Annotated in this window: 16 protein-coding genes and 2 tRNA genes; 10 read left to right on the top strand and 8 right to left on the bottom strand. The window is 53.0% G+C overall.

Going from position 1 to position 17,534, the window contains the following annotated elements; genetic code table 11:
* Positions 1 to 48 precede the first annotated feature (48 nt).
* A complete protein-coding gene (locus tag JK202_RS03090; protein ID WP_211558003.1) occupies positions 49 to 885 on the top strand; it encodes a transglycosylase SLT domain-containing protein in 837 nt (278 codons plus the stop codon).
* Here the strand turns inward: JK202_RS03090 and JK202_RS03095 are convergent, their stop codons facing one another.
* The gene (locus tag JK202_RS03095; RefSeq protein ID WP_211558005.1) at positions 886 to 1,035 is read right to left on the bottom strand and encodes a hypothetical protein; all 150 of its coding nucleotides are present in this window, start codon (positions 1,033 to 1,035) and stop codon (positions 886 to 888) included. It lies immediately after the preceding gene.
* Positions 1,036 to 1,244: 209 nt separating this feature from the next.
* Positions 1,245 to 1,727 (bottom strand): Holliday junction resolvase RuvX, encoded by a 483-nt coding sequence (ruvX, locus tag JK202_RS03100; protein WP_211558007.1) that lies wholly within the window; start codon positions 1,725 to 1,727, stop codon positions 1,245 to 1,247.
* 69 nt (positions 1,728 to 1,796) lie between these two features.
* Here ruvX and gatC point away from each other — a divergent pair, with 69 nt between their 5' ends.
* From gatC to JK202_RS03125, 5 genes are all read left to right on the top strand, one after another.
* A complete protein-coding gene (gatC, locus tag JK202_RS03105; protein ID WP_211558009.1) occupies positions 1,797 to 2,084 on the top strand; it encodes an Asp-tRNA(Asn)/Glu-tRNA(Gln) amidotransferase subunit GatC in 288 nt (95 codons plus the stop codon).
* Positions 2,084 to 3,571, top strand: coding sequence for an Asp-tRNA(Asn)/Glu-tRNA(Gln) amidotransferase subunit GatA (gene gatA / locus JK202_RS03110; RefSeq protein WP_211558011.1), 1,488 nt, complete (start codon positions 2,084 to 2,086; stop codon positions 3,569 to 3,571). The genes gatC and gatA overlap by 1 nt, the downstream gene beginning before the upstream one ends.
* Positions 3,568 to 5,025 carry an Asp-tRNA(Asn)/Glu-tRNA(Gln) amidotransferase subunit GatB gene (gatB, locus tag JK202_RS03115; RefSeq protein ID WP_211558013.1) on the top strand — a complete coding sequence of 486 codons (1,458 nt, stop codon included), beginning with the start codon at positions 3,568 to 3,570 and terminating at the stop codon, positions 5,023 to 5,025. Before gatA ends, gatB begins: the two co-directional genes overlap by 4 nt.
* 89 nt (positions 5,026 to 5,114) lie before the next feature.
* Positions 5,115 to 5,206 (top strand) — tRNA-Ser (locus tag JK202_RS03120).
* Between the two features lie 111 nt (positions 5,207 to 5,317).
* The gene (locus tag JK202_RS03125) at positions 5,318 to 5,926 is read left to right on the top strand and encodes a nucleoside 2-deoxyribosyltransferase (RefSeq protein ID WP_211558020.1); all 609 of its coding nucleotides are present in this window, start codon (positions 5,318 to 5,320) and stop codon (positions 5,924 to 5,926) included.
* A gap of 452 nt (positions 5,927 to 6,378) precedes the next feature.
* On the opposite strand, the gene JK202_RS03130 is transcribed toward JK202_RS03125, so the two are convergent.
* Positions 6,379 to 7,212, bottom strand: coding sequence for an SDR family NAD(P)-dependent oxidoreductase (locus JK202_RS03130; RefSeq protein ID WP_211558022.1), 834 nt, complete (start codon positions 7,210 to 7,212; stop codon positions 6,379 to 6,381).
* Between the two features lie 477 nt (positions 7,213 to 7,689).
* On the opposite strand from JK202_RS03130, the gene JK202_RS03135 reads away from it, so the two are divergent.
* The 3 genes from JK202_RS03135 (at position 7,690) to JK202_RS03145 (ending at position 10,687) form a co-directional block, all read left to right on the top strand.
* A complete protein-coding gene (locus JK202_RS03135; RefSeq protein ID WP_211558024.1) occupies positions 7,690 to 8,412 on the top strand; it encodes a response regulator in 723 nt (240 codons plus the stop codon).
* Positions 8,409 to 9,788: an ATP-binding protein gene (locus JK202_RS03140; protein WP_211558026.1), complete on the top strand. Its 1,380-nt coding sequence runs from the start codon at positions 8,409 to 8,411 to the stop codon at positions 9,786 to 9,788. The genes JK202_RS03135 and JK202_RS03140 overlap by 4 nt, the downstream gene beginning before the upstream one ends.
* A 209-nt stretch (positions 9,789 to 9,997) precedes the next feature.
* Positions 9,998 to 10,687: a DUF3313 family protein gene (locus JK202_RS03145; RefSeq protein ID WP_408872135.1), complete on the top strand. Its 690-nt coding sequence runs from the start codon at positions 9,998 to 10,000 to the stop codon at positions 10,685 to 10,687.
* 211 nt (positions 10,688 to 10,898) lie between these two features.
* On the opposite strand, the gene JK202_RS03150 is transcribed toward JK202_RS03145, so the two are convergent.
* A complete protein-coding gene (locus JK202_RS03150) occupies positions 10,899 to 12,041 on the bottom strand; it encodes an acyltransferase (protein WP_211558035.1) in 1,143 nt (380 codons plus the stop codon).
* 208 nt (positions 12,042 to 12,249) lie between these two features.
* Entirely contained in the window at positions 12,250 to 13,131 is an 882-nt protein-coding gene (locus JK202_RS03155; RefSeq protein ID WP_211558037.1) for a LysR family transcriptional regulator, read from the bottom strand.
* Between the two features lie 136 nt (positions 13,132 to 13,267).
* Between JK202_RS03155 and JK202_RS03160 the strand changes: the two genes are divergently transcribed.
* Entirely contained in the window at positions 13,268 to 14,242 is a 975-nt protein-coding gene (locus tag JK202_RS03160; protein WP_211558039.1) for a zinc-binding dehydrogenase, read from the top strand.
* Positions 14,243 to 14,521: 279 nt separating this feature from the next.
* On the opposite strand, the gene JK202_RS03165 is transcribed toward JK202_RS03160, so the two are convergent.
* The 3 genes from JK202_RS03165 to JK202_RS03175 all read right to left on the bottom strand — a co-directional run bounded on the left by JK202_RS03165 (position 14,522) and on the right by JK202_RS03175 (position 17,523).
* Positions 14,522 to 14,596: transfer RNA gene (locus JK202_RS03165), tRNA-Val, on the bottom strand.
* Positions 14,597 to 14,692: 96 nt separating this feature from the next.
* A complete protein-coding gene (locus JK202_RS03170) occupies positions 14,693 to 16,579 on the bottom strand; it encodes a hypothetical protein (protein ID WP_211558041.1) in 1,887 nt (628 codons plus the stop codon).
* An 11-nt stretch (positions 16,580 to 16,590) separates the two neighbouring features.
* Positions 16,591 to 17,523 (bottom strand): mitochondrial fission ELM1 family protein, encoded by a 933-nt coding sequence (locus tag JK202_RS03175; RefSeq protein ID WP_211558043.1) that lies wholly within the window; start codon positions 17,521 to 17,523, stop codon positions 16,591 to 16,593.
* Between the last annotated feature and the right edge of the window lie 11 nt (positions 17,524 to 17,534).

Below are 17,534 nucleotides of genomic sequence, written 5' to 3' on the forward strand. Positions count from 1 at the left end.
GTTGCAGGCATAACCGTATTTTTACCTTTCCCGATCATATACAGAAAAATGATCGGGAAAGTTCCTCTCCTTGCCGCCGCCGTAACGCTCTCCAGCGTACCGATTGCGTATGCCTATGATGCGCCTTCTGTCTGCAAAACGGCCGTGCAGGCTGCGGAACAGCAGGCTGGTATTCCGACTCGTCTTTTGGACGCCATCAGTCGGGTAGAGAGTGGACGGCGAGACCCGAATGGGACTGCGACCGTCGCCTGGCCCTGGACCGTGAATGCGGCCGGAAAAGGCTATTTTTACGAAAGCAAAGACGAAGCCATCGCGGCAGTGCGGGATTTTCAGGCGCATGGCATCGTCTCGATCGATGTGGGCTGCATGCAGATCAACCTACACCATCACCCGGACGCTTTTTTCTCGCTCGAAGACGCTTTTGATCCGTTCAGCAATGCCCGGTACGGCGCACATTTCTTGTCCGGATTGCATAACCAGCTTCAGGGCTGGCCCGCTGCAACAGCTGCCTACCACTCCCTTACCCCTGCCCTTGGCGCCGACTATGCGCGGCATGTGCTGGCCATCTGGAACGGTCAGCCCGACAGCTACCGTCCGCCAGACTTCCTGCCGCAGGTCGTCATGACAGCGTCAGGCCTTCAGGCCATGCTCCCAGCTGCCAGACCTGCTCCTTATTTCGCTTTGAACAGACCGTCCGGGTTTTCGGAGCGTCCGACACCTCGCATGGAGGCCATGCCTTCCGTTCATATGGTGTCGTATGCTCCCCCACCCCGCATTATACATCATGCGGTCGGACAGGCAGGGAGTGCTTTGCCCATGCGTGGTGGGCGGGACCTTGCATCCTATCGCTCCATGCCGGTCCGACTGGCGTGGCGTCAGCGCTGATCAGTATCCGGACCAGCCGGCGCCTGCTCCGGCATAGGCTCCGTGTGGCGACGCATGATAGCGGGTGACAGAAGCTCCCCCGTCATCCGAATGGTGGACGCAGGCCGACAGCCCCAGAAAAAGCGTTACGATCAGCACGTGAGATTTCATGTGACAGTCCACCTTACACTTTGAAATTTTCTGCCGAAAAACCCGGACCAAAGCGGTTCGTTTTATGCTTCATGACTGGAGAAAAATCATGAAGTTCCTGTTCTTCCTGCTGGTGGGCGCTATGGCGGCCCGGACGTGGTTCCGTATTCTGGCCAACACGTCGTCCCGCTCGACCTTGATCGGAAACAGGGGTGCCTGAACCGTCGGGATCAGAAAATTTCCGGCATTTCAGGCCGTGACGCATCAAGCCAGCCTTGGAGCATATAGGCGGCGGCCATTTTATCGACGACCTCGGCTCTGCGTCCGCGTGTCATGTCGGCGTCCTGGATCAGGAAACGGTTGACGGCACTGGAAGACAGGCGCTCGTCCCACACTCCTGCGGGAATCCTGATTTTTTCCGACAAAGCCTGCGTCCAGTCTGAGGCCGCACGCGCTGCCGGGCCAAAAGATCCATCCAGCGAAAGGGGGAGCCCGACCACAAGTGCACCGACGTCCTGCGTCCGTACGATCTTGGCCAGTTCCTGCGCGTTTTCTCCCAGTTTCCGGCGTTTTAGACCGATGAAAGGGGACGCCAGCATGAGCGAAACATCCGTCAGCGCAACGCCGATGGTCTTCGATCCGGGGTCGAGACCGAGGATGCGCTGACCGGACTGAAGAAGATTACGGAGATCATGTGGATTGAACAGGGGCATAGCACGGCGTTATGATCCCCCTGAAGGCTGAAAAGCCACCATAAAATTTCCTCTTGTTCAGGAATATTCATGTCGCTCGACGCGAAAACGGTTACGCGCATCGCCAGACTGGCGAGGATCGGTCTCAAACCCGAAGAGGTTGAAACCCTCGGCCAGGACATGGGCTCCATCATCGACTGGGTGGAACAGCTCAAGGAAGTGGACGTCACGGACGTCTCCCCCATGATCGGCACAGGCCTTGCAACGCCCCGCCTGCGAGAAGATCGTGTCACGGACGGCAACTGCCGTGACAAGGTTCTCGCCAATGCTCCCGAACGGGAAGGTCCGTTCTTCACGGTCCCGAAGGTGGTCGAATAATGTCCGGTATTCACGATTTTACGCTGGCTTCGGCCCGGGACGCACTGAAATCCCGCAAGATTTCCGCTGTCGAACTGACGAACGCCCATATTGACGCCATTGAGCGTTTGGACGGTCAGCTCAACAGCTTCATCACCCGCACGCCTGATCAGGCTCGCGAAGGCGCAAAGGTTGCGGACGAAGCTCTGGCCAAAGGTGAAGGCGGGAGCCTTTGCGGTATTCCGCTGGGCATTAAGGATCTGTTCTGCACGAATGGCGTCCGCACCACGGCAGCCAGCAAAATCCTTGGCAACTTTGTTCCGCCCTATGAAAGCGCGGTCACGGCCAATCTTCTCAAGGATGGCGCGGTCTTTTTGGGCAAGCTGAACCTTGACGAATTCGCCATGGGCTCGGCCAACCTGAACTCGGCTTTCGGTCCGGCAGTGAATCCCTGGAAACGTAAGGATTCTGACGCCAAGCTCGTAACGGGTGGGTCTTCGGGTGGGTCCGCCGCGGCTGTGGCGGCTGGGCTGGTGCTGGGCGCCACGGGCACGGATACGGGCGGTTCCATCCGTCAGCCGGCGGCCTTTACGGGCATTGCCGGAATCAAGCCGACCTATGGTCGCTGCTCGCGCTTCGGCACTATCGCTTTCGCAAGCTCGCTCGATCAGGCTGGCCCGATGGCACGCAACCTTCAGGATTGCGCCATTCTGCTCGAATCGATGGCGGGTTTCGATCCGCGTGATTCCACAAGCGTCGATACTCCGGTCCCGAACTACGAAGCTTCCCTCAAGCGTGGCGTTAAAGGTCTGCGCGTCGGTATTCCCAAGGAATATCACGTCGAGGGCATGCCTGCGGAAATCGAAGCGCTCTGGCAGCAGGGCATGAACTGGCTGCGTGATGCTGGGGCGGAGGTCGTTGAGGTTTCTCTGCCCCACACGAAGTATGGCCTTCCGACGTATTACATTGCGGCGCTGGCAGAAGCGTCTTCCAATCTGGCCCGTTATGACGGCGTCCGGTTTGGTGAGCGCGTGAGTGCGCCGTCGCTGGATGGCCTGTATGAGGCCAGTCGCGCGGCTGGTTTTGGCGAAGAGGTCAAGCGTCGTATCCTGATCGGCACGCATGTGCTGTCCTCGGGCTATTACGATGCCTATTACCTGCGTGCTCAGAAGGTCAGGACGCTGATCCAGCAGGACTTCTTGAAAGCCTTTGAGAACGTCGATGTGCTCCTGACTCCGACGGCGCCTTCCGGTGCCTTTGCACAGGATGAGAAGCCGACAGATCCGGTGCAGATGTATCTCAATGACGTCTTCACGGTTCCGGCGAGCATGGCGGGCGTCCCTGCCCTGTCCGTTCCGGCGGGTCTGGACGCACGCGGCGTGCCGCTCGGGTTGCAGCTTATTGGCAAGTTCTTCGATGAAGAGACGCTGATTGCAGCAGGCCATGCCATCGAACAGGCTGCGGCGTTCCATCACAGACCCACCATTCATGCAGGAGTGTCGGCATGAGCTATCGTATCACCGGCAGCACCGGCGAATGGGAAATCGTTGTCGGCCTTGAAGTTCATGCCCAGGTCGTCAGTGAAGCCAAGCTCTTTTCCGGCGCGTCTGCGGAATATGGCGGCGAGCCGAATACGCATGTCAGTCTCGTCGATGCGGGATTTCCGGGCATGCTACCGGTTCTGAACCAGGAATGTGTCGCGCAGGCCGTCCGCACGGGTCTGGGGCTTGAAGCCGAGATCAACCTGTTCAGCCGCTTTGATCGCAAGAACTACTTCTACGCTGATCTGCCCACCGGGTATCAGATCAGCCAGTTCGCTCATCCGATTATCGGCAAGGGCAAGGTTCTCGTAGATCTGGTCGATGGCAGTACGCGCGAAATCGGTGTTACCCGTCTGCATCTGGAACAGGATGCAGGTAAGTCGATCCATGATCAGGACCCGACGCGCTCGTTCATCGACCTGAACCGTGCGGGCGTGGCTCTGATGGAAATCGTCAGCGAACCCGATATCCGCTCGCCTGAAGAAGCTGGCGCCTATCTGCGCAAGCTGCGCCAGATCCTGCGCTATATCGGCACCTGTGACGGCAATATGGAAGAAGGCTCCATGCGTGCCGACGTCAACGTGTCCGTTCGCAAGCCGGGCGAGACGGAATATCGCACCCGCTGCGAGATCAAGAACGTTAACTCGATCCGCTTCGTGATGATGTCGATCGAGGTTGAAGCACAGCGTCAGATCGAGGTCTGGGAAGCTGGTGGAACCGTCGATCAGGAAACACGCCTGTTCGACCATGTCCGGAGCGAAACGCGGTCTCTGCGCAGCAAGGAAGATGCGCATGATTACCGATATTTCCCGGATCCCGACCTTCTGCCGCTGGTGATTGAGCAGTCTTGGGTTGATGAACTCAAGGCCGCTCTTCCGGAACTCCCGGAAGCCAAGCGCGCGCGCCTGGAGCAGGAATACGGCGTCAGCCGTTATGAGTCGTCCGTTCTGTGCGTCGAGCAGGCGATCGCTGATTTCTATGAGACGGTCGCGCGCGGTGCAGATGCCCGTCTCGCCGCGAACTGGATGCTGGGTGATTTCTTTGCAGCCCTGAACCGCACCGGCCGTTCCATTGAGGACAGCCCTGTCAGTGCTGAAGGTCTGCGTGAACTTCTGGGTCTGATTTCCAATTCCACGATCAATGGCAAGATCGCAAAGGAAGTCCTGGAAGACATGGTCGAGACAGGCGAATCTGCTTCAGCCATCGTCGAGAAAAAGGGTCTGCGTCAGGTCACTGACACGGGCGCTATCGAAGGCGCCATCCGCGAAATTCTTGCTGCCAACAGCGACAAGGTTGCGGAATATAAAATCGGTAAGGACAAGCTTTTCGGCTTCTTTGTTGGTCAGACCATGAAGGCCATGAAGGGCAAGGGGAACCCTGCCCTCGTCAACGAAACCCTGAAGAAACTTCTTTCAGAGTAAGGCAAAAAAAATGTTCTTGGGGGTTTGACCACGACGCGGTTACCCCCTAAGAACACTCCTGCATACGCCGTGTGAACTGCGTAAAGCGCGGAGGGGTGGCCGAGAGGCTGAAGGCGGCGGATTGCTAATCCGTTATACGATGTAAGTCGTATCGTGGGTTCGAATCCCATCCCCTCCGCCAGTGCGACCCTAAAAAAATTAATCTTCTAGAAAAATCTTCTGCATAGCTGTTCAGCCACATGGTTCTGGCAGGCTTTCTTCACGCTTTGAGAACGTGTAGAGGCTTGGGTCTATGTCAGGAAATCTTATTCCAGTTTATCTGGCGGGGGATCTGGTCTTCCGTCCGGAAGCCCTCGCCCTTTTTGCTCAGCTGAAATCGATCTGTGCCGAATATGGCCTTGACGGTGTTGCGCCATTTGACGGTCAGGCCGAAGCACGCCTTCTTCCTCCGGGTCGCGAAACCATTCTCGCTTTCGTCCGCGCGGATCGTGATCTGATGGACCGTTGTGTTGCAGGGCTGTTTTGTATCGATCCGTTCCGCCGTTCCCCCGAAATGGATCCGGGAACTGCTGTCGAAATCGGCTACATGATGGGTCTTGGCAAGCCGATGGAAGCCTATACGGTCGATGGGCGGCTTTATTCCGAGAAAGTTGAGACATATTGGCGTGATGTCTGGAGTGAAAACCTTCGAGAACGTCGAGAGAGTGACGCCCCTTCTTCAGGCTGTATGGAAGACCCGGACGGGATGCTCGTCCATTCGGAGGGTCTGCTTCAGAACGGGATGGTAGAAGGATTTATTGGTATGTCTGGTGGAAGTGTGGCGATCGACCGAAATTTCTTTCACGCCTTTCGTAAAGCTGCGAAACGTCTTTCTAAGCGCCTGAACTTGCAGATTATTTAGGTAAATCATAGTTTTTTGGGCAAATGTATCGATGATAACGCAGTGCCAGACTGCAGCCATTGCGTATAATATGGTTATTAAGGGATCGTTGTTGAACAAACAGCTCTGGAAGCGTTAGGGCCTCTACCCTAACGCCGGGGGTTCCTCAGTCTGGATTGATGGCCAAGATTTCTGTCGTTCACCTTTAAAGTTGTAGCGGCAATTCGTTTTTTACGGCTGATCTGCTCTGCAAACCAGTCAGAAGAATGCTGTTTTACTTGCAGAAAATCAGCCGGTTTTGCTTGGAGCGAACTAATTCGTTTGAAAGTTCGAAGTATAATCATCTATTTTTCTAAAAAATTTATAAAATAGAACTTTGTAAATATATAATGGTATAATTCTTGTTTAATGAAATCATAAATTTCTTTTCTGTATAATTGAAAAATTTCAATCATTTGTTATTTTCTGAATTCTTAAATGCCTCTTTTTTTTAAAAAGCGTTTCAATCCAACCTGCCCTATTTTTTCCAGCAATGGCGTACTGATCTGTAAGAGCCGTGGCATGATGAGGCAGGCATGCGCAAAAATTCCATCTATTTTTGGTAGGAAAATTTCACGTCCAGCGCCCTTGCTGGTGCGAACAATAAGGTTAGCGACGTAACGAGGTGACAGAGGCTGACTAACGAAGTTTAGAACGGAGCCGCCCTCGCGCGTTTCCTCCTCGAGCATCTGGGTATCAACTGCCGCAAGGAAAATGGATGAAATGCGTATTGTCTTTGGTTTGAATTCAAGTGCAAGCGAACGGGCAAACCCTCTTAGACCAAATTTCGTGGCGCTATAAATCGAGCTTCCCTGCAGCGGCATGACACCGGCAATGGAATTGACAAAGATAATATGTCCATTGGGTGAAAGTGCAGGAAGTAATTGACTGGTCAACAGGATTGGTGACGTCAGGTTGACTGTCATCTGCTCTTGAAGACTGGAATGTGTAATGTTTTTCGTAAATTCCGGCTGTATTTTACCTGCGCAATGAAGCAGAAACCTTATGGTCTTATGTTTTTTTAAAATTGAGGCACTCAAAGCCTCTAGGTCTGAAGGTTTTGTTAAATCGCAGTATATAGACTCAAATTTCCCGTTTCTGCTCTGAATCTGATCTTTTGCCTTTTGGGGATGGCGCGTGAGAAGAAGAACGTCCCAACCTTGTTCCAAAAGAATTTCTGCAACTTCGCTGCCAATCCCTCCCGTTCCGCCTGTCATGACAGCAAATGATGGTTCAGTTACCTTCTTTCGGAAAGAAAAGAGATTCATGTATTGTGCGAACCGGCCAGAGTTAAGAGCGTCAGGAAAGGCATGATCAACTTTCTGAAAAAGACATCTGCATCTTCATAACGCGATATTCGTACGTATCCTATGGTTTTTTGGTATTGACATGAGAGGAATGAAGCGCACGCGGCTTCATTTTTCGTTCATTAAAATTTTTCGACCATTTGATATAACAATCAGCGATCGCAACAGAGGTTTATTGAAATAATTGGTTATTTATTCATGTAATGCGCTCGATTTATGAGGCTTTTACTTAAATTATTAATAGATATCGTGGCGATATGCGAAGGTAAAAGTATTGATGCATGATAAAAATAAATAGTTGTCACTCTCATTGGGAATATGAGGTATACCACATGTCATTCAATGTGATTTAGACAGTAGGATAACATATTTCAGAGTTGAAATATGTTGTCCTGACCAGACATCATGCAGCACATTTGGGCGTGCTATGAGCAGGAGATGATTTCCATGCCTCACCTCCTCATTGTTGATGACGATCAGGACATTCTGACGCTCCTGACCAGTTTTCTGCAAAGACATAATTATCGCATTTCCGTGGCGGAAGACGGGGAAGCGATGTTCGATATTCTGCGCACGCAGAATATCGATCTCGTAATTCTCGACATTATGCTTCGCAACGAAGATGGATTTAGTCTGTGTCGGCGGCTGCGATCCTCCTCGAAAATACCGGTTATCATGTTATCCGCCATGGCTGATCACACAGACCGTGTGGTGGGGCTGGAAATTGGGGCTGATGACTACCTGACCAAACCCTTTGATCAGCGCGAGCTTCTTGCCCGGGTCAAGGCCGTGCTGAGGCGTACGGCTGAGCCCGCGCCGGTGACATGCAGTATTCCGACGCGACCGGTCCTGAAATTCGGAGACTGGCAGCTCGATGTTGCCCGTCGCGAACTGCGGTCCGCTGATGATTCTCTGGTTCTGCTGTCCAGCGGAGAGTTCGATCTTCTGCTGTCGTTCGTGGAGCACCCCCAGCGTGTTCTGACACGCGATCAGCTCATGGATATGGCCCGTGGCCCTGATCATGCGGCTTTCGACCGCAGTATCGATGTTCAGGTCAGCCGCCTGCGCCACAAGCTGGAAAACGATCCCAAAAATCCCGCCCTGATCCGCACGGTTCGCAATGGTGGCTATATTTTCGAAACGACGGTGACTCGCGTATGAAACGCCCATCCTTCATGGAAGACACCATTGCAAGGCGCCTAGCTGTTACCGTTACCCTTGCTGCCGCTGTTACACTTGTTCTTCTCGAACTGTTTTTCACCTTTGGGGGCAAGTGGGCCAAGCCCGATATCCAGGAAGCTGGCGTGGTCAGTCAGGTCGGGGCGGTTATCCGTATTGTAAGTGCTGCCCCGGCATCCGACCGTGAGCATCTGGCCCGGGCAGCGAACACTGATGAGGTCCATTTCGCATGGTATCCATCAGACTCTCTACTGGCCCAGGCTCTTCAAAACGGCCATTACAGTAGTGATGAAATCTCTGAAGGGTGGCGGTTTCTCCAGCCTTATCTTGGGCAACATCCGGATCGGATGGTTGTTTTTCAGGAAAATAATCCTGTCTCCCGGACCGCTGGTCTTCCTTATGACAGATCCCGTTTCGACGATGCCTATTTCGCGGGAATTCAACTGGACGATGGAAGCTGGATCCTGTGTGTCGCGCTGCAACGCTTCTGGGGCCTTTATGCGTTTGAGCGCTTTTGTCTTCAGTTCCTGATGTTTGCTTTGTGGGCCATTGCTGTTTCCCTAATCGCATCTCGTCAGCTGTCACGTCCGATCGAGCATCTTGCAGGCGCGGTTCGCAGTCTCGGGCTTCAGCCCCGCTCTGCCCGACTAGAAGAGGACGGGCCACGCGAAATCCGGCTCGTCTCGGAAACAATTAATGGCATGCAGGCCCAGATCCAGCAGTTCATTGAATATCGAACAACCATGTTGGCCGCTATTTCGCACGACCTTCGTACTCCTCTCACGCGCATTCGGCTGCGTGGTGAGTTCATCGACTGCCCGGAGCAGCAAAAAAACCTGTTCCGGGACGTAGATGAAATGCAGGCCATGATTGATGGCGCGCTGTCTTTCTTCCGCAATGATGCATCGCGCGAAGACAGTATCATGTTCGATCTGCCGGGACTCTTGCAGACCATCGCAAACGATTACTGCGATCAGGAGTTTTTCGTGGAATATGATGGGCCTGCAAAAGCAGGATATGTCGGTCAGCTTTATGCCATGAAGCGGGTCTTTTCGAACCTGGTTGAAAACGCCATCAAATATGCAACCCCACCGACTATTACCCTCGAGGCATCTGGCGATGGGGGTTACAGGATCCTGATTCGCGATAGGGGGCCAGGCATCCCGCCAGACGCGCTCTCCGAAGTTTTCGAGCCCTACTTCCGCCTCGACAAATCACGTAACCGCCAGACTGGCGGAGTGGGTCTGGGACTGACATCCGCACAAACCATCGTCCGCTCCAATGGCGGCGATATCATAATGGTCAATCGCCCCGAAGGTGGCCTCGAAGTCCAGATCATCCTTCCGAAAATTCGATAAAAAGACGCATGTTTCAGAACTGGTATATTTGAGACACACGCTGGAAAAGTAGGTTCCTTAAAGTGGCTTCAACACGCAGCGCTCGCATAATCAGAGTGCTGCAGCTTCTGGATTAACCTTCTTTTTCAGAAAAGAACCACACCATGACGCTTCTCGCAAATAGTACTCAGCTAAATCAATCATCACGCTTTTTACCGGCCGTTCCGGTATTGATCTCCTGTGCATTCATCCTTTCCCTTACGGGATGTGCAGGTCAGAAGCCTACTCAGACGGGTTTCATTCCAAAAGACACTTATGGGCAGATGACGCACCAGAAGGACCATACGGACGATCTGGTTTACGTGTCTCCGAAGATCGACGCCGCAAAATATCGCTTCATGGTCATCGATCCAGTCGTCTGGCATCCGGTTGCAAAGGCACCAAAGCTCAATTCCAAGGCCGAAGCCCGTATGACGCAGGCTTTCCACGACTCACTCGCTAAAGCACTCGCGCATGACTTCCAGATCATTACGCCGGAAGAATGCGGCACGACCTGTGACAATACTATTCGTATTCGTGCAGCCATTACCAATATTCGCCGTAGCAAGTGGTACTATAATGCCATTCCAGTCGTTGCAGGATTTGCAGCAGGCGCTGCAGGTGGTGGCATGCCCCCGATCCCACCGCCTTTTCCTGGTGGAGCAAGCGAGGAGCTTGTAGCGACGGATGCAACAACGGGGGAAACCCTGATCGCAGTGGCGACTTACAACAACGGGATGCCTTGGAATGCTTTGGGCCAGTGGCTTCCTTATGCCCACGCGAAACGGGCTTTCCGCCTCGCTTCCGAACTGATGGATGAGGAATTCCACAAAATCAGAAAAGAAGAAAGTACGCAGCTCGCCTCACGAACCCCTTCGTGAGTCATCCCAGATCAGGAGCATCGCCGCGTGAACCGGTTAAGAATACAAATCCGTAAAAACTGGCCCCTTTTAGGGCTTGTTGTGAACCGCTCGGTGTTGAATGTTCTGGAGGTCTATCTCCCGCTTACAATTCATGCCGTTGCAAGTCGAGTAGATCGTAAAACAATATTAATTCGCCGGTAGGAAAATGCCTGTGCCTACCGACTACGGTTCAGGACATGGTTTGGAGTATATTTACCGGTTTGTCGGGAGCGGGTTTGCGAGCAAACCGCTGATAAATCGGCTTTTCAAAGAAATGCCAAGAAAGCATCGCAAGAATGATCGAGGCAGCCAGAACAATCCAGATACAGCGTTGCCCGGTAAGCCAGTCAAGGCGATGTAGTGATAGAATTACTGAAAGGTGCCAAAGATATATCCCATATGAAATCGTTCCAATATAGGTCAGTGGGCGTAAAAGTCTGCAGAGTGTTTCACTGCGGCCTAGGCTACACATCAGTAGAATCACCAACAAGCAGCATATTGCCAGCAGTGTACGGAAACAGATGACCATTGGGGCAGACTGCCAGTAATCCGCTTCTTGCCAGAATATGGATTTCGTAACCAGAATGGCTCCCAGCGTGGCAATCGGTAAAAAAGCAATTGAGAAAAGGCGGTTATCCATTAATTTTCCGCCGAACTCACTTATGACAAATCGAGCAGTAAGAATACCGAAGCCAAATTCATCAAGCATTCCAGGCATCTGTGTTGAGTAGACGAACTCATGATAGACGTCTGGTGCTCCATTTTCCGTGGCGTAGTGAAAGACTACCGCACGCCAGCACCACGAGATTGTTATGGTTATCATAGCAATAAGCCACCAGGGCGCTTTCGCAAGCCAGGGCGCTACCAACATCATCAAAACATAGAACTGCATCTCCGCACCCAAAGACCAGTTAACACCGTTAATTGCCCCCTGATCGGTAATGAACCAGTTGTGAATAAAAAGAAGATGCGTTCCCAGAAGATGACTGAAATTATCTGAGAATAGAAATGCAGGCTGAATAAAAATAATAAATATAAAGCAGGTTAAATAATATAAGGGAACAATACGCGCCATACGATGGGTAAGAAAAGTCTTACAGAATTGAGGATAATTTGGACTTCTATCATACGTACGCATGGTGGTGAGGGCTATAACAAACCCGGAAATAACAAAGAACAGATCCACCCCCATCCAGCCAATTCGAAACCAGCATAATGGTCCATCGATGGGGAATGAGGTCCAATTGAAATGATTGACAACGTGATAGACAACAACGCTAAGCGCAGCAAAACCACGAAGCAGGTCGATAAGTGGAAAATACTGTCGCTTCACTCTTTTTTCTTTCTATAAGCTGATTTTCTGGGCGATAGCATCATAAGCGCAGCCAAGCAACTTAAGTGTATTGTGCGTTTTTCGATGCCATTCAAAAAGCCATGATTTTCATAGATTTTGTAGATAATTGTATCTATTTGAGTAAAAAATAAATATCAAAAATAAACTACAAAGAAATAATATGTATATTCAATAATATTTTTCATGCTTAGATATTATTTTTAATAAAATTAATAAATAAACGGAGGCTTGCGGGCATTCGTCGATCAGGTAGATGAAGAAGATTAATGGGACGCGGCATTGGCGCATAATCCGGCAGGATTCTTACAAGTCGTCCGGCTGATAATTCAGACTCCAGTGCTAATGAGGACTGAAGAATGATTCCGAAGCCGGCAACTGCAGCCTCACGCAGACCAGCAGCGTGATTGATGCGTATCCGGGCCGCCGGTAATGGAATTTGATATTCCCCGCCTGGTCCATAAAGCGTCCACACATTGTCTGATTGCCACTGAGGAAAGCCGATCAGGCGATGGAACTGAAGATCTTCAATGCTGCGTGGACATCCATATTTAGCAAGATAAGCGGGGGCTGCAGCGAGAAAAGATTGGTAGGAACCCAGACGACTGGGAACAAGCCAGTCGTCTTTCAACTCTCCGATCCGAAACGCGACATCGAAGCTGTCTTCGATGAGATCCACTATACGGTTATCAAACATAAGCTCCGCCTGGACATCCGGATAAAGCTCGAGATAGCTTGCCAGTAATGGAGCAACTCTCAGGCTTCCATACGTCACTGGTGCACTGATGCGCAGACGGCCCGAAGGTTTGATCACTGCCGCTCGTGCGACGTTTTGGGCCTCTGCCATATCAGCAAGTATTCTGCGGTATCGTTCCGCCAGAACCGAGCCAATCTCCGTCAATGTGAGCCGGCGTGTTGTTCGGTGTAAAAGGCGTGTCTGAAACTCTGCTTCAAGTGCATTGACGTGCTTGGCGACCATGGGGCCGGAAATTGAGTGCCGTTCGGCTGCTGCAGTAAAACTGCCCAGGTCGATGACCGATAAGAAAACGGCCATACTTGTCAGACGATCCATAAAACGACTTCATTCAAAACTGATGGTTTGGAAATATCACACGAACTGGCGATTAATTCCAGTTTGAAGCTATAGTAGAATTTATTTTGAACCAAAAAGAATGTAATCAAGCTAATGATAATAAAGGTATGTAATTATGAAAGCGTTATATTTCAAAAATTTTGGAGGTTCAGATGTTTTGTCTTTCGGGGATATCCCCTCTCCCACTTTGCACAAAAATTCGGTACTGATTGCTCCATCTTTTGTTGGTTTGAATTTCGCGGATATTTATCGGCGTCAGGGCCACTATATATTACAGGGTGAGGCGGCATGGATTGGTGGCTACGAAGGTGTCGGCCGCATCGTGGCGGTTGGCGCGGATGTCCTGGATTGGAAGATAGGGCAGCGTGTCGGCTTTGCAGATGTGCCTCGTGCCCATTCCAGCCTCGTTGTTGCGCTTCCTGATCAACTGGTCACGTTGCCAGATGACGTTGAAGACGAGAATGTTGCCGCTCTACTGCTTCAGGGGCTAACAGCGCAGTATCTGCTTGAGAACAGCGGAGCCTTGCGTGCTGGCGACCAGATACTGATCCAGGCAGCAGCAGGAGGCGTTGGTCGGCTTTTGACACAGATGGCGACCGCACGGGGCGCTCAGGTCTATGCACTGGCTTCAACGCCTGGAAAGCGTGCGCAGGCCCGCGAAAACGGCGCTATCGCAACATATGGTTATGAGCAGGACTGGGTGACACTTATTCAGCAGGACACCGGGAAAGGTGTCGATATTGCCTATGATTCGGTTGGCACAACCTTGATGAAAAGTATGGCTGTATTACGCCCTGGTGGTCGCGCAGTCATTTTTGGCAAAGCCGGGGGACAGCCTCCGCTCATAAACCCGCTTGATTTGATGGAAGGGTCAAAAGCTATCATTGGCGGAGATCTATGGACCTATCTGGATAGCCGCAAGAGCCGCCAAGACCGCGTAAACCGCCTTTTCGCTTCCTTGGCTGCAGGCGATATTACATTACCTCGCATCCAAAGCTTTCCATTGAGTGCAGGACAGGATGCCCATCGCCTGCTGGAAGATCGGAATTTTGCTGGAAAAATTGTTCTCTCTACATCCCAGTTAAGATAGTATTGATGTCAATATTTCATTTTTCTCAGAGATACTAAGTATAAACAGTCCGACATTTAATTATCTGTGATGATGGTGTGCGACGTCCCATCACTTTTAACCCAAGAAAATACTTCGGATGAAATTGTGTTATTTCTCTAAAAGGAAAGCAAGAAGTAACCCCTCACCGCCTTGAGGTGTTACCACGATCAGAAATAAAATATTCACGACACTGCCTCGATCTGTCTCATGCAAGATTAGATATCAAGAATGTTATGATTTATTTTCAAGGATTTAGGATGGTGGGCGCGACAGGGATTGAACCTGTGACCCCTGCCGTGTGAAGGCAGTGCTCTACCGCTGAGCTACGCGCCCATCCGCTGGACGGGCTTCTAGCAAGGTGATGTTTTTCTGACAAGGTCTTTTTCTCAGGAAGCCGGATTGTTCGCTCCGGCTTCCCTGTTCTGGCGCTCAGAAGCCGAACATATGGTCCAGTGAGAATGCGCCCTTCCCGTTTTCTAGTCCGTGATAGCCGAAGAGGCGGCAGGTCAGGTCACGGATAAGGACATAGCCGCCCTCCCCTGCCCGTTCGAGATGTGATGCCTCGAACAGTTCATGCGGGCGGACCATGAATGATCCATTTGGCGCGATCCTTATGGTTGTCTGGGACAGCAGGCTTCCGTTTGCGCCGTGGAGCAGAAGCGTCGTTTCCGAGGCTTCCGTTCCCTTAACAGAGGCTGGATGGATCAGGCAACAGAAGCTGCGCAGCGTGTCCTGGGCTGTTTTTTGCCCCAGTTTGAGGAAAAGCCGCGTTGTCAGGCCCGGCGGTGGACCGGAATAGGATTGAGGTTCTGAACGCCACGTCATGAGCGTGTTGAAGATATGCGCTCCGAAGCTTGTTTCGGCCGCGTGGTCGCTCTCGCGGTTGCGATAACGCATCATGGCATGCAACCAGCCGTCTGCCTCGCCACCATCGCGGAAATCATAGACCAGATCCGCATGGCCGGGACGGTTGGTCAGGTCATGTAGGGCCACGGTGGTGTCGTGATTGCGCGGGAGGTTTCCAAGAAAATGTGAGCCGGTCTTTTCTCCGGATTCATCAAACAGGTCCAGCCTGACGGGAAGCGTTTCCAGTGCTTCGGACATCGGGTTCGGCTGAAGGAAGGTCTCGAAGCGCTTCGGGTCGAGGATCGGGAACGGCAGCAGGAAGCCCCGGCCCAGCGAAGGCGGAAACTGACGGATGGCGGGGTCGGGACGCAAATTGTCCCGCTCCACGTTCAGATGGGCAATGCGGGTCAGGCCCCGCTGGGTGATTTCATAGCGCGGGCGAACCAGATGCCGCCCGGAGCGCAGTTCAAGCTGTGCAGGCCAGTGTAGTCCCGGAAAGAGCGCACCCACATCGACAGCCACCGTCTCGAACGGTCCGACCGCCCGATCGAGCGGATGCGCCGTGTCCTCACCCATACGATTAAATGAGATCGCACCCGCCGGAATCGTCGTCGCATGGCTGTTCTGGACCCAGACGATCAGTGTCTCGTCAGGCTCAGGGGCCGGAAGGGTCGCATAACGCACGGAGGGCCAGGCATTCGCGTCATGCGTGACGGACAGGCTCGGATCGCCGTTCTTGCCCCAGCTATCGAGCGCGTATTTTACGACGTCATGCCCACGCGCGCCCAGAACGTGAATGAAAAGCTGTCCGGTAAACTCAGGCAGATCAAACTGGTGCCGCACTTCGGCGCTGTCGATCGTAATTCCCGCACCGGCTTCCGTTACCGGCTGTTCCCATTGCGCCAGGATGTTGCCGGTTTCGTCATACAGCCGCATCCAGTAGCGCAGGTTTTCAGCGGCATAGCTGGACCAGTAGTTGGCCGTCACGATCCGGCAGGAAAAGCGGTCCGTTTCGCGAAAAAAAGCAAAATTGGTCGCAAAGTTCAGCTTGTCCAGATACGGCCGCCCCTTAACGAGCATGTTATCCGGAAGGCGGGCGGGTGCGAGGGTCTGAAGTTCCCGTCCGTTCAGGAGCCCCTTCAGGCGCGTACGCATTTTCGCATCTTCAAACGACAGGGCGAGAATGACATCCGCTTCCGTCGTCGGAAGATCCACAAGCGCACGCAGTGTCCCGCCAAACCCGTCCGGCTTTCCGACCTGCTCCGTGTCATGAACATAGACATGGGCCGGTTTCAGGCCAGGATAGAGCGCAGCCAGCGTACGTGCAGCATCATCCGGATCGTAGACAGCGAGGGTCCGCCCGGCGAATTCGGCTTCCATGCGAACGAGGGCTTCGGCGGCCAGCGGATGTGCCAGCGCCTTGTACAGAATATTGCCACCCTGCGGACCAAAGGTGCGGATATCGAGCATACAGGGCCCTTTCAGAGCTTCAGACGTCGGCGCATTTCTCTCGCCACGAGGGGGGTATCGTCAAGCGGGGCCACGTCCCACGGGGCCTGTTCAGGGTCGAACATTTTCACGTTCCCGGCGTCTTCGAGTGTTTTCACAAAGCGTGAGATCCGGCTGGACCGCCCGGGCAGTGGCAAAACCAGCACTGGGGCTGATGTCGCGACTGCTTCGGAAATCATGGAAACGCTGTCTGTCGTCACAGCAATCATGTCCGCACAGGCCAGCATACCCATATACGGGTTGTCATCGCCGCTTCCCGTTAGGACGGCAATTCCGTGCGGCTCCAGCCGGTCGCGAAAAATGGCGACCGCAGCCGGATCGGTCCGGCGCGAGGGTGTCAGAACGGCCTGCATGGTGCTGCGCATCGTAAAAGCGATGATCCCTTCCGCTATCCGTTCCGCTTCTGCCGCCCCCAGTGTGAAACGGCCATTTGCGCCCCCGATCAGAACGGACAGAAGCGGACGTTCATCCCGCTTTAGCCGCCCTTCCCATTGGGCACGTGCCAGATCGAGCTTCTGCTGCGTTATGGGATGAAGTGCATTGCGCGAGATCAAGACGTTCAGCCCAGTGATGCCATCATGTGTGTTGGCAATTACCAGATCGAACTTTTGGGGTGGAATGCGCGGGTTCTGGATCTGTACGACTGGTAGTCCCTCACGCCGTGCTACAGCCCGGCCGACCACCCCGCCCGTCCCCCCAATACAGATAATGAGCCGCGTGTCTTCGGGAATCCTGATGGGATCGACCCGCCGCAGGGGAAAAGGCCAGTACCGGGCGGGAAAACGTGACCAGAACGGCTGGATGCACACAGGGCGGAAATCCCATTCAAGTCCGGCCTTTTCAGCCAGTCCCGCCCCCTGTGCGCGCATGCCGGCGAAGTCCTCCGCGATGATGATGGCTTTCATGACGGAACTCC

Source organism: Gluconobacter sp. Dm-62, from assembly GCF_018256155.1.
Classification (GTDB): Bacteria; Pseudomonadota; Alphaproteobacteria; order Acetobacterales; family Acetobacteraceae; genus Gluconobacter.

What these genes read in the sequence shown, in the direction of transcription:
- gatB (WP_211558013.1), top strand. Translation starts at nt 3,568, where the DNA reads ATGAGCTATCGTATCACCGGCAGCACCGGCGAATGGGAAATCGTTGTC.
- JK202_RS03130 (WP_211558022.1), bottom strand. Translation starts at nt 7,212, where the DNA reads ATGAATCTCTTTTCTTTCCGAAAGAAGGTAACTGAACCATCATTTGCT.
- gatA (WP_211558011.1), top strand. Translation starts at nt 2,084, where the DNA reads ATGTCCGGTATTCACGATTTTACGCTGGCTTCGGCCCGGGACGCACTG.
- gatC (WP_211558009.1), top strand. Translation starts at nt 1,797, where the DNA reads ATGTCGCTCGACGCGAAAACGGTTACGCGCATCGCCAGACTGGCGAGG.
- JK202_RS03135 (WP_211558024.1), top strand. Translation starts at nt 7,690, where the DNA reads ATGATTTCCATGCCTCACCTCCTCATTGTTGATGACGATCAGGACATT.
- JK202_RS03090 (WP_211558003.1), top strand. Translation starts at nt 49, where the DNA reads ATGATCGGGAAAGTTCCTCTCCTTGCCGCCGCCGTAACGCTCTCCAGC.
- JK202_RS03175 (WP_211558043.1), bottom strand. Translation starts at nt 17,523, where the DNA reads ATGAAAGCCATCATCATCGCGGAGGACTTCGCCGGCATGCGCGCACAG.
- ruvX (WP_211558007.1), bottom strand. Translation starts at nt 1,727, where the DNA reads ATGCCCCTGTTCAATCCACATGATCTCCGTAATCTTCTTCAGTCCGGT.
- JK202_RS03125 (WP_211558020.1), top strand. Translation starts at nt 5,318, where the DNA reads ATGTCAGGAAATCTTATTCCAGTTTATCTGGCGGGGGATCTGGTCTTC.
- JK202_RS03095 (WP_211558005.1), bottom strand. Translation starts at nt 1,035, where the DNA reads ATGAAATCTCACGTGCTGATCGTAACGCTTTTTCTGGGGCTGTCGGCC.
- JK202_RS03170 (WP_211558041.1), bottom strand. Translation starts at nt 16,579, where the DNA reads ATGCTCGATATCCGCACCTTTGGTCCGCAGGGTGGCAATATTCTGTAC.
- JK202_RS03140 (WP_211558026.1), top strand. Translation starts at nt 8,409, where the DNA reads ATGAAACGCCCATCCTTCATGGAAGACACCATTGCAAGGCGCCTAGCT.
- JK202_RS03155 (WP_211558037.1), bottom strand. Translation starts at nt 13,131, where the DNA reads ATGGATCGTCTGACAAGTATGGCCGTTTTCTTATCGGTCATCGACCTG.
- JK202_RS03160 (WP_211558039.1), top strand. Translation starts at nt 13,268, where the DNA reads ATGAAAGCGTTATATTTCAAAAATTTTGGAGGTTCAGATGTTTTGTCT.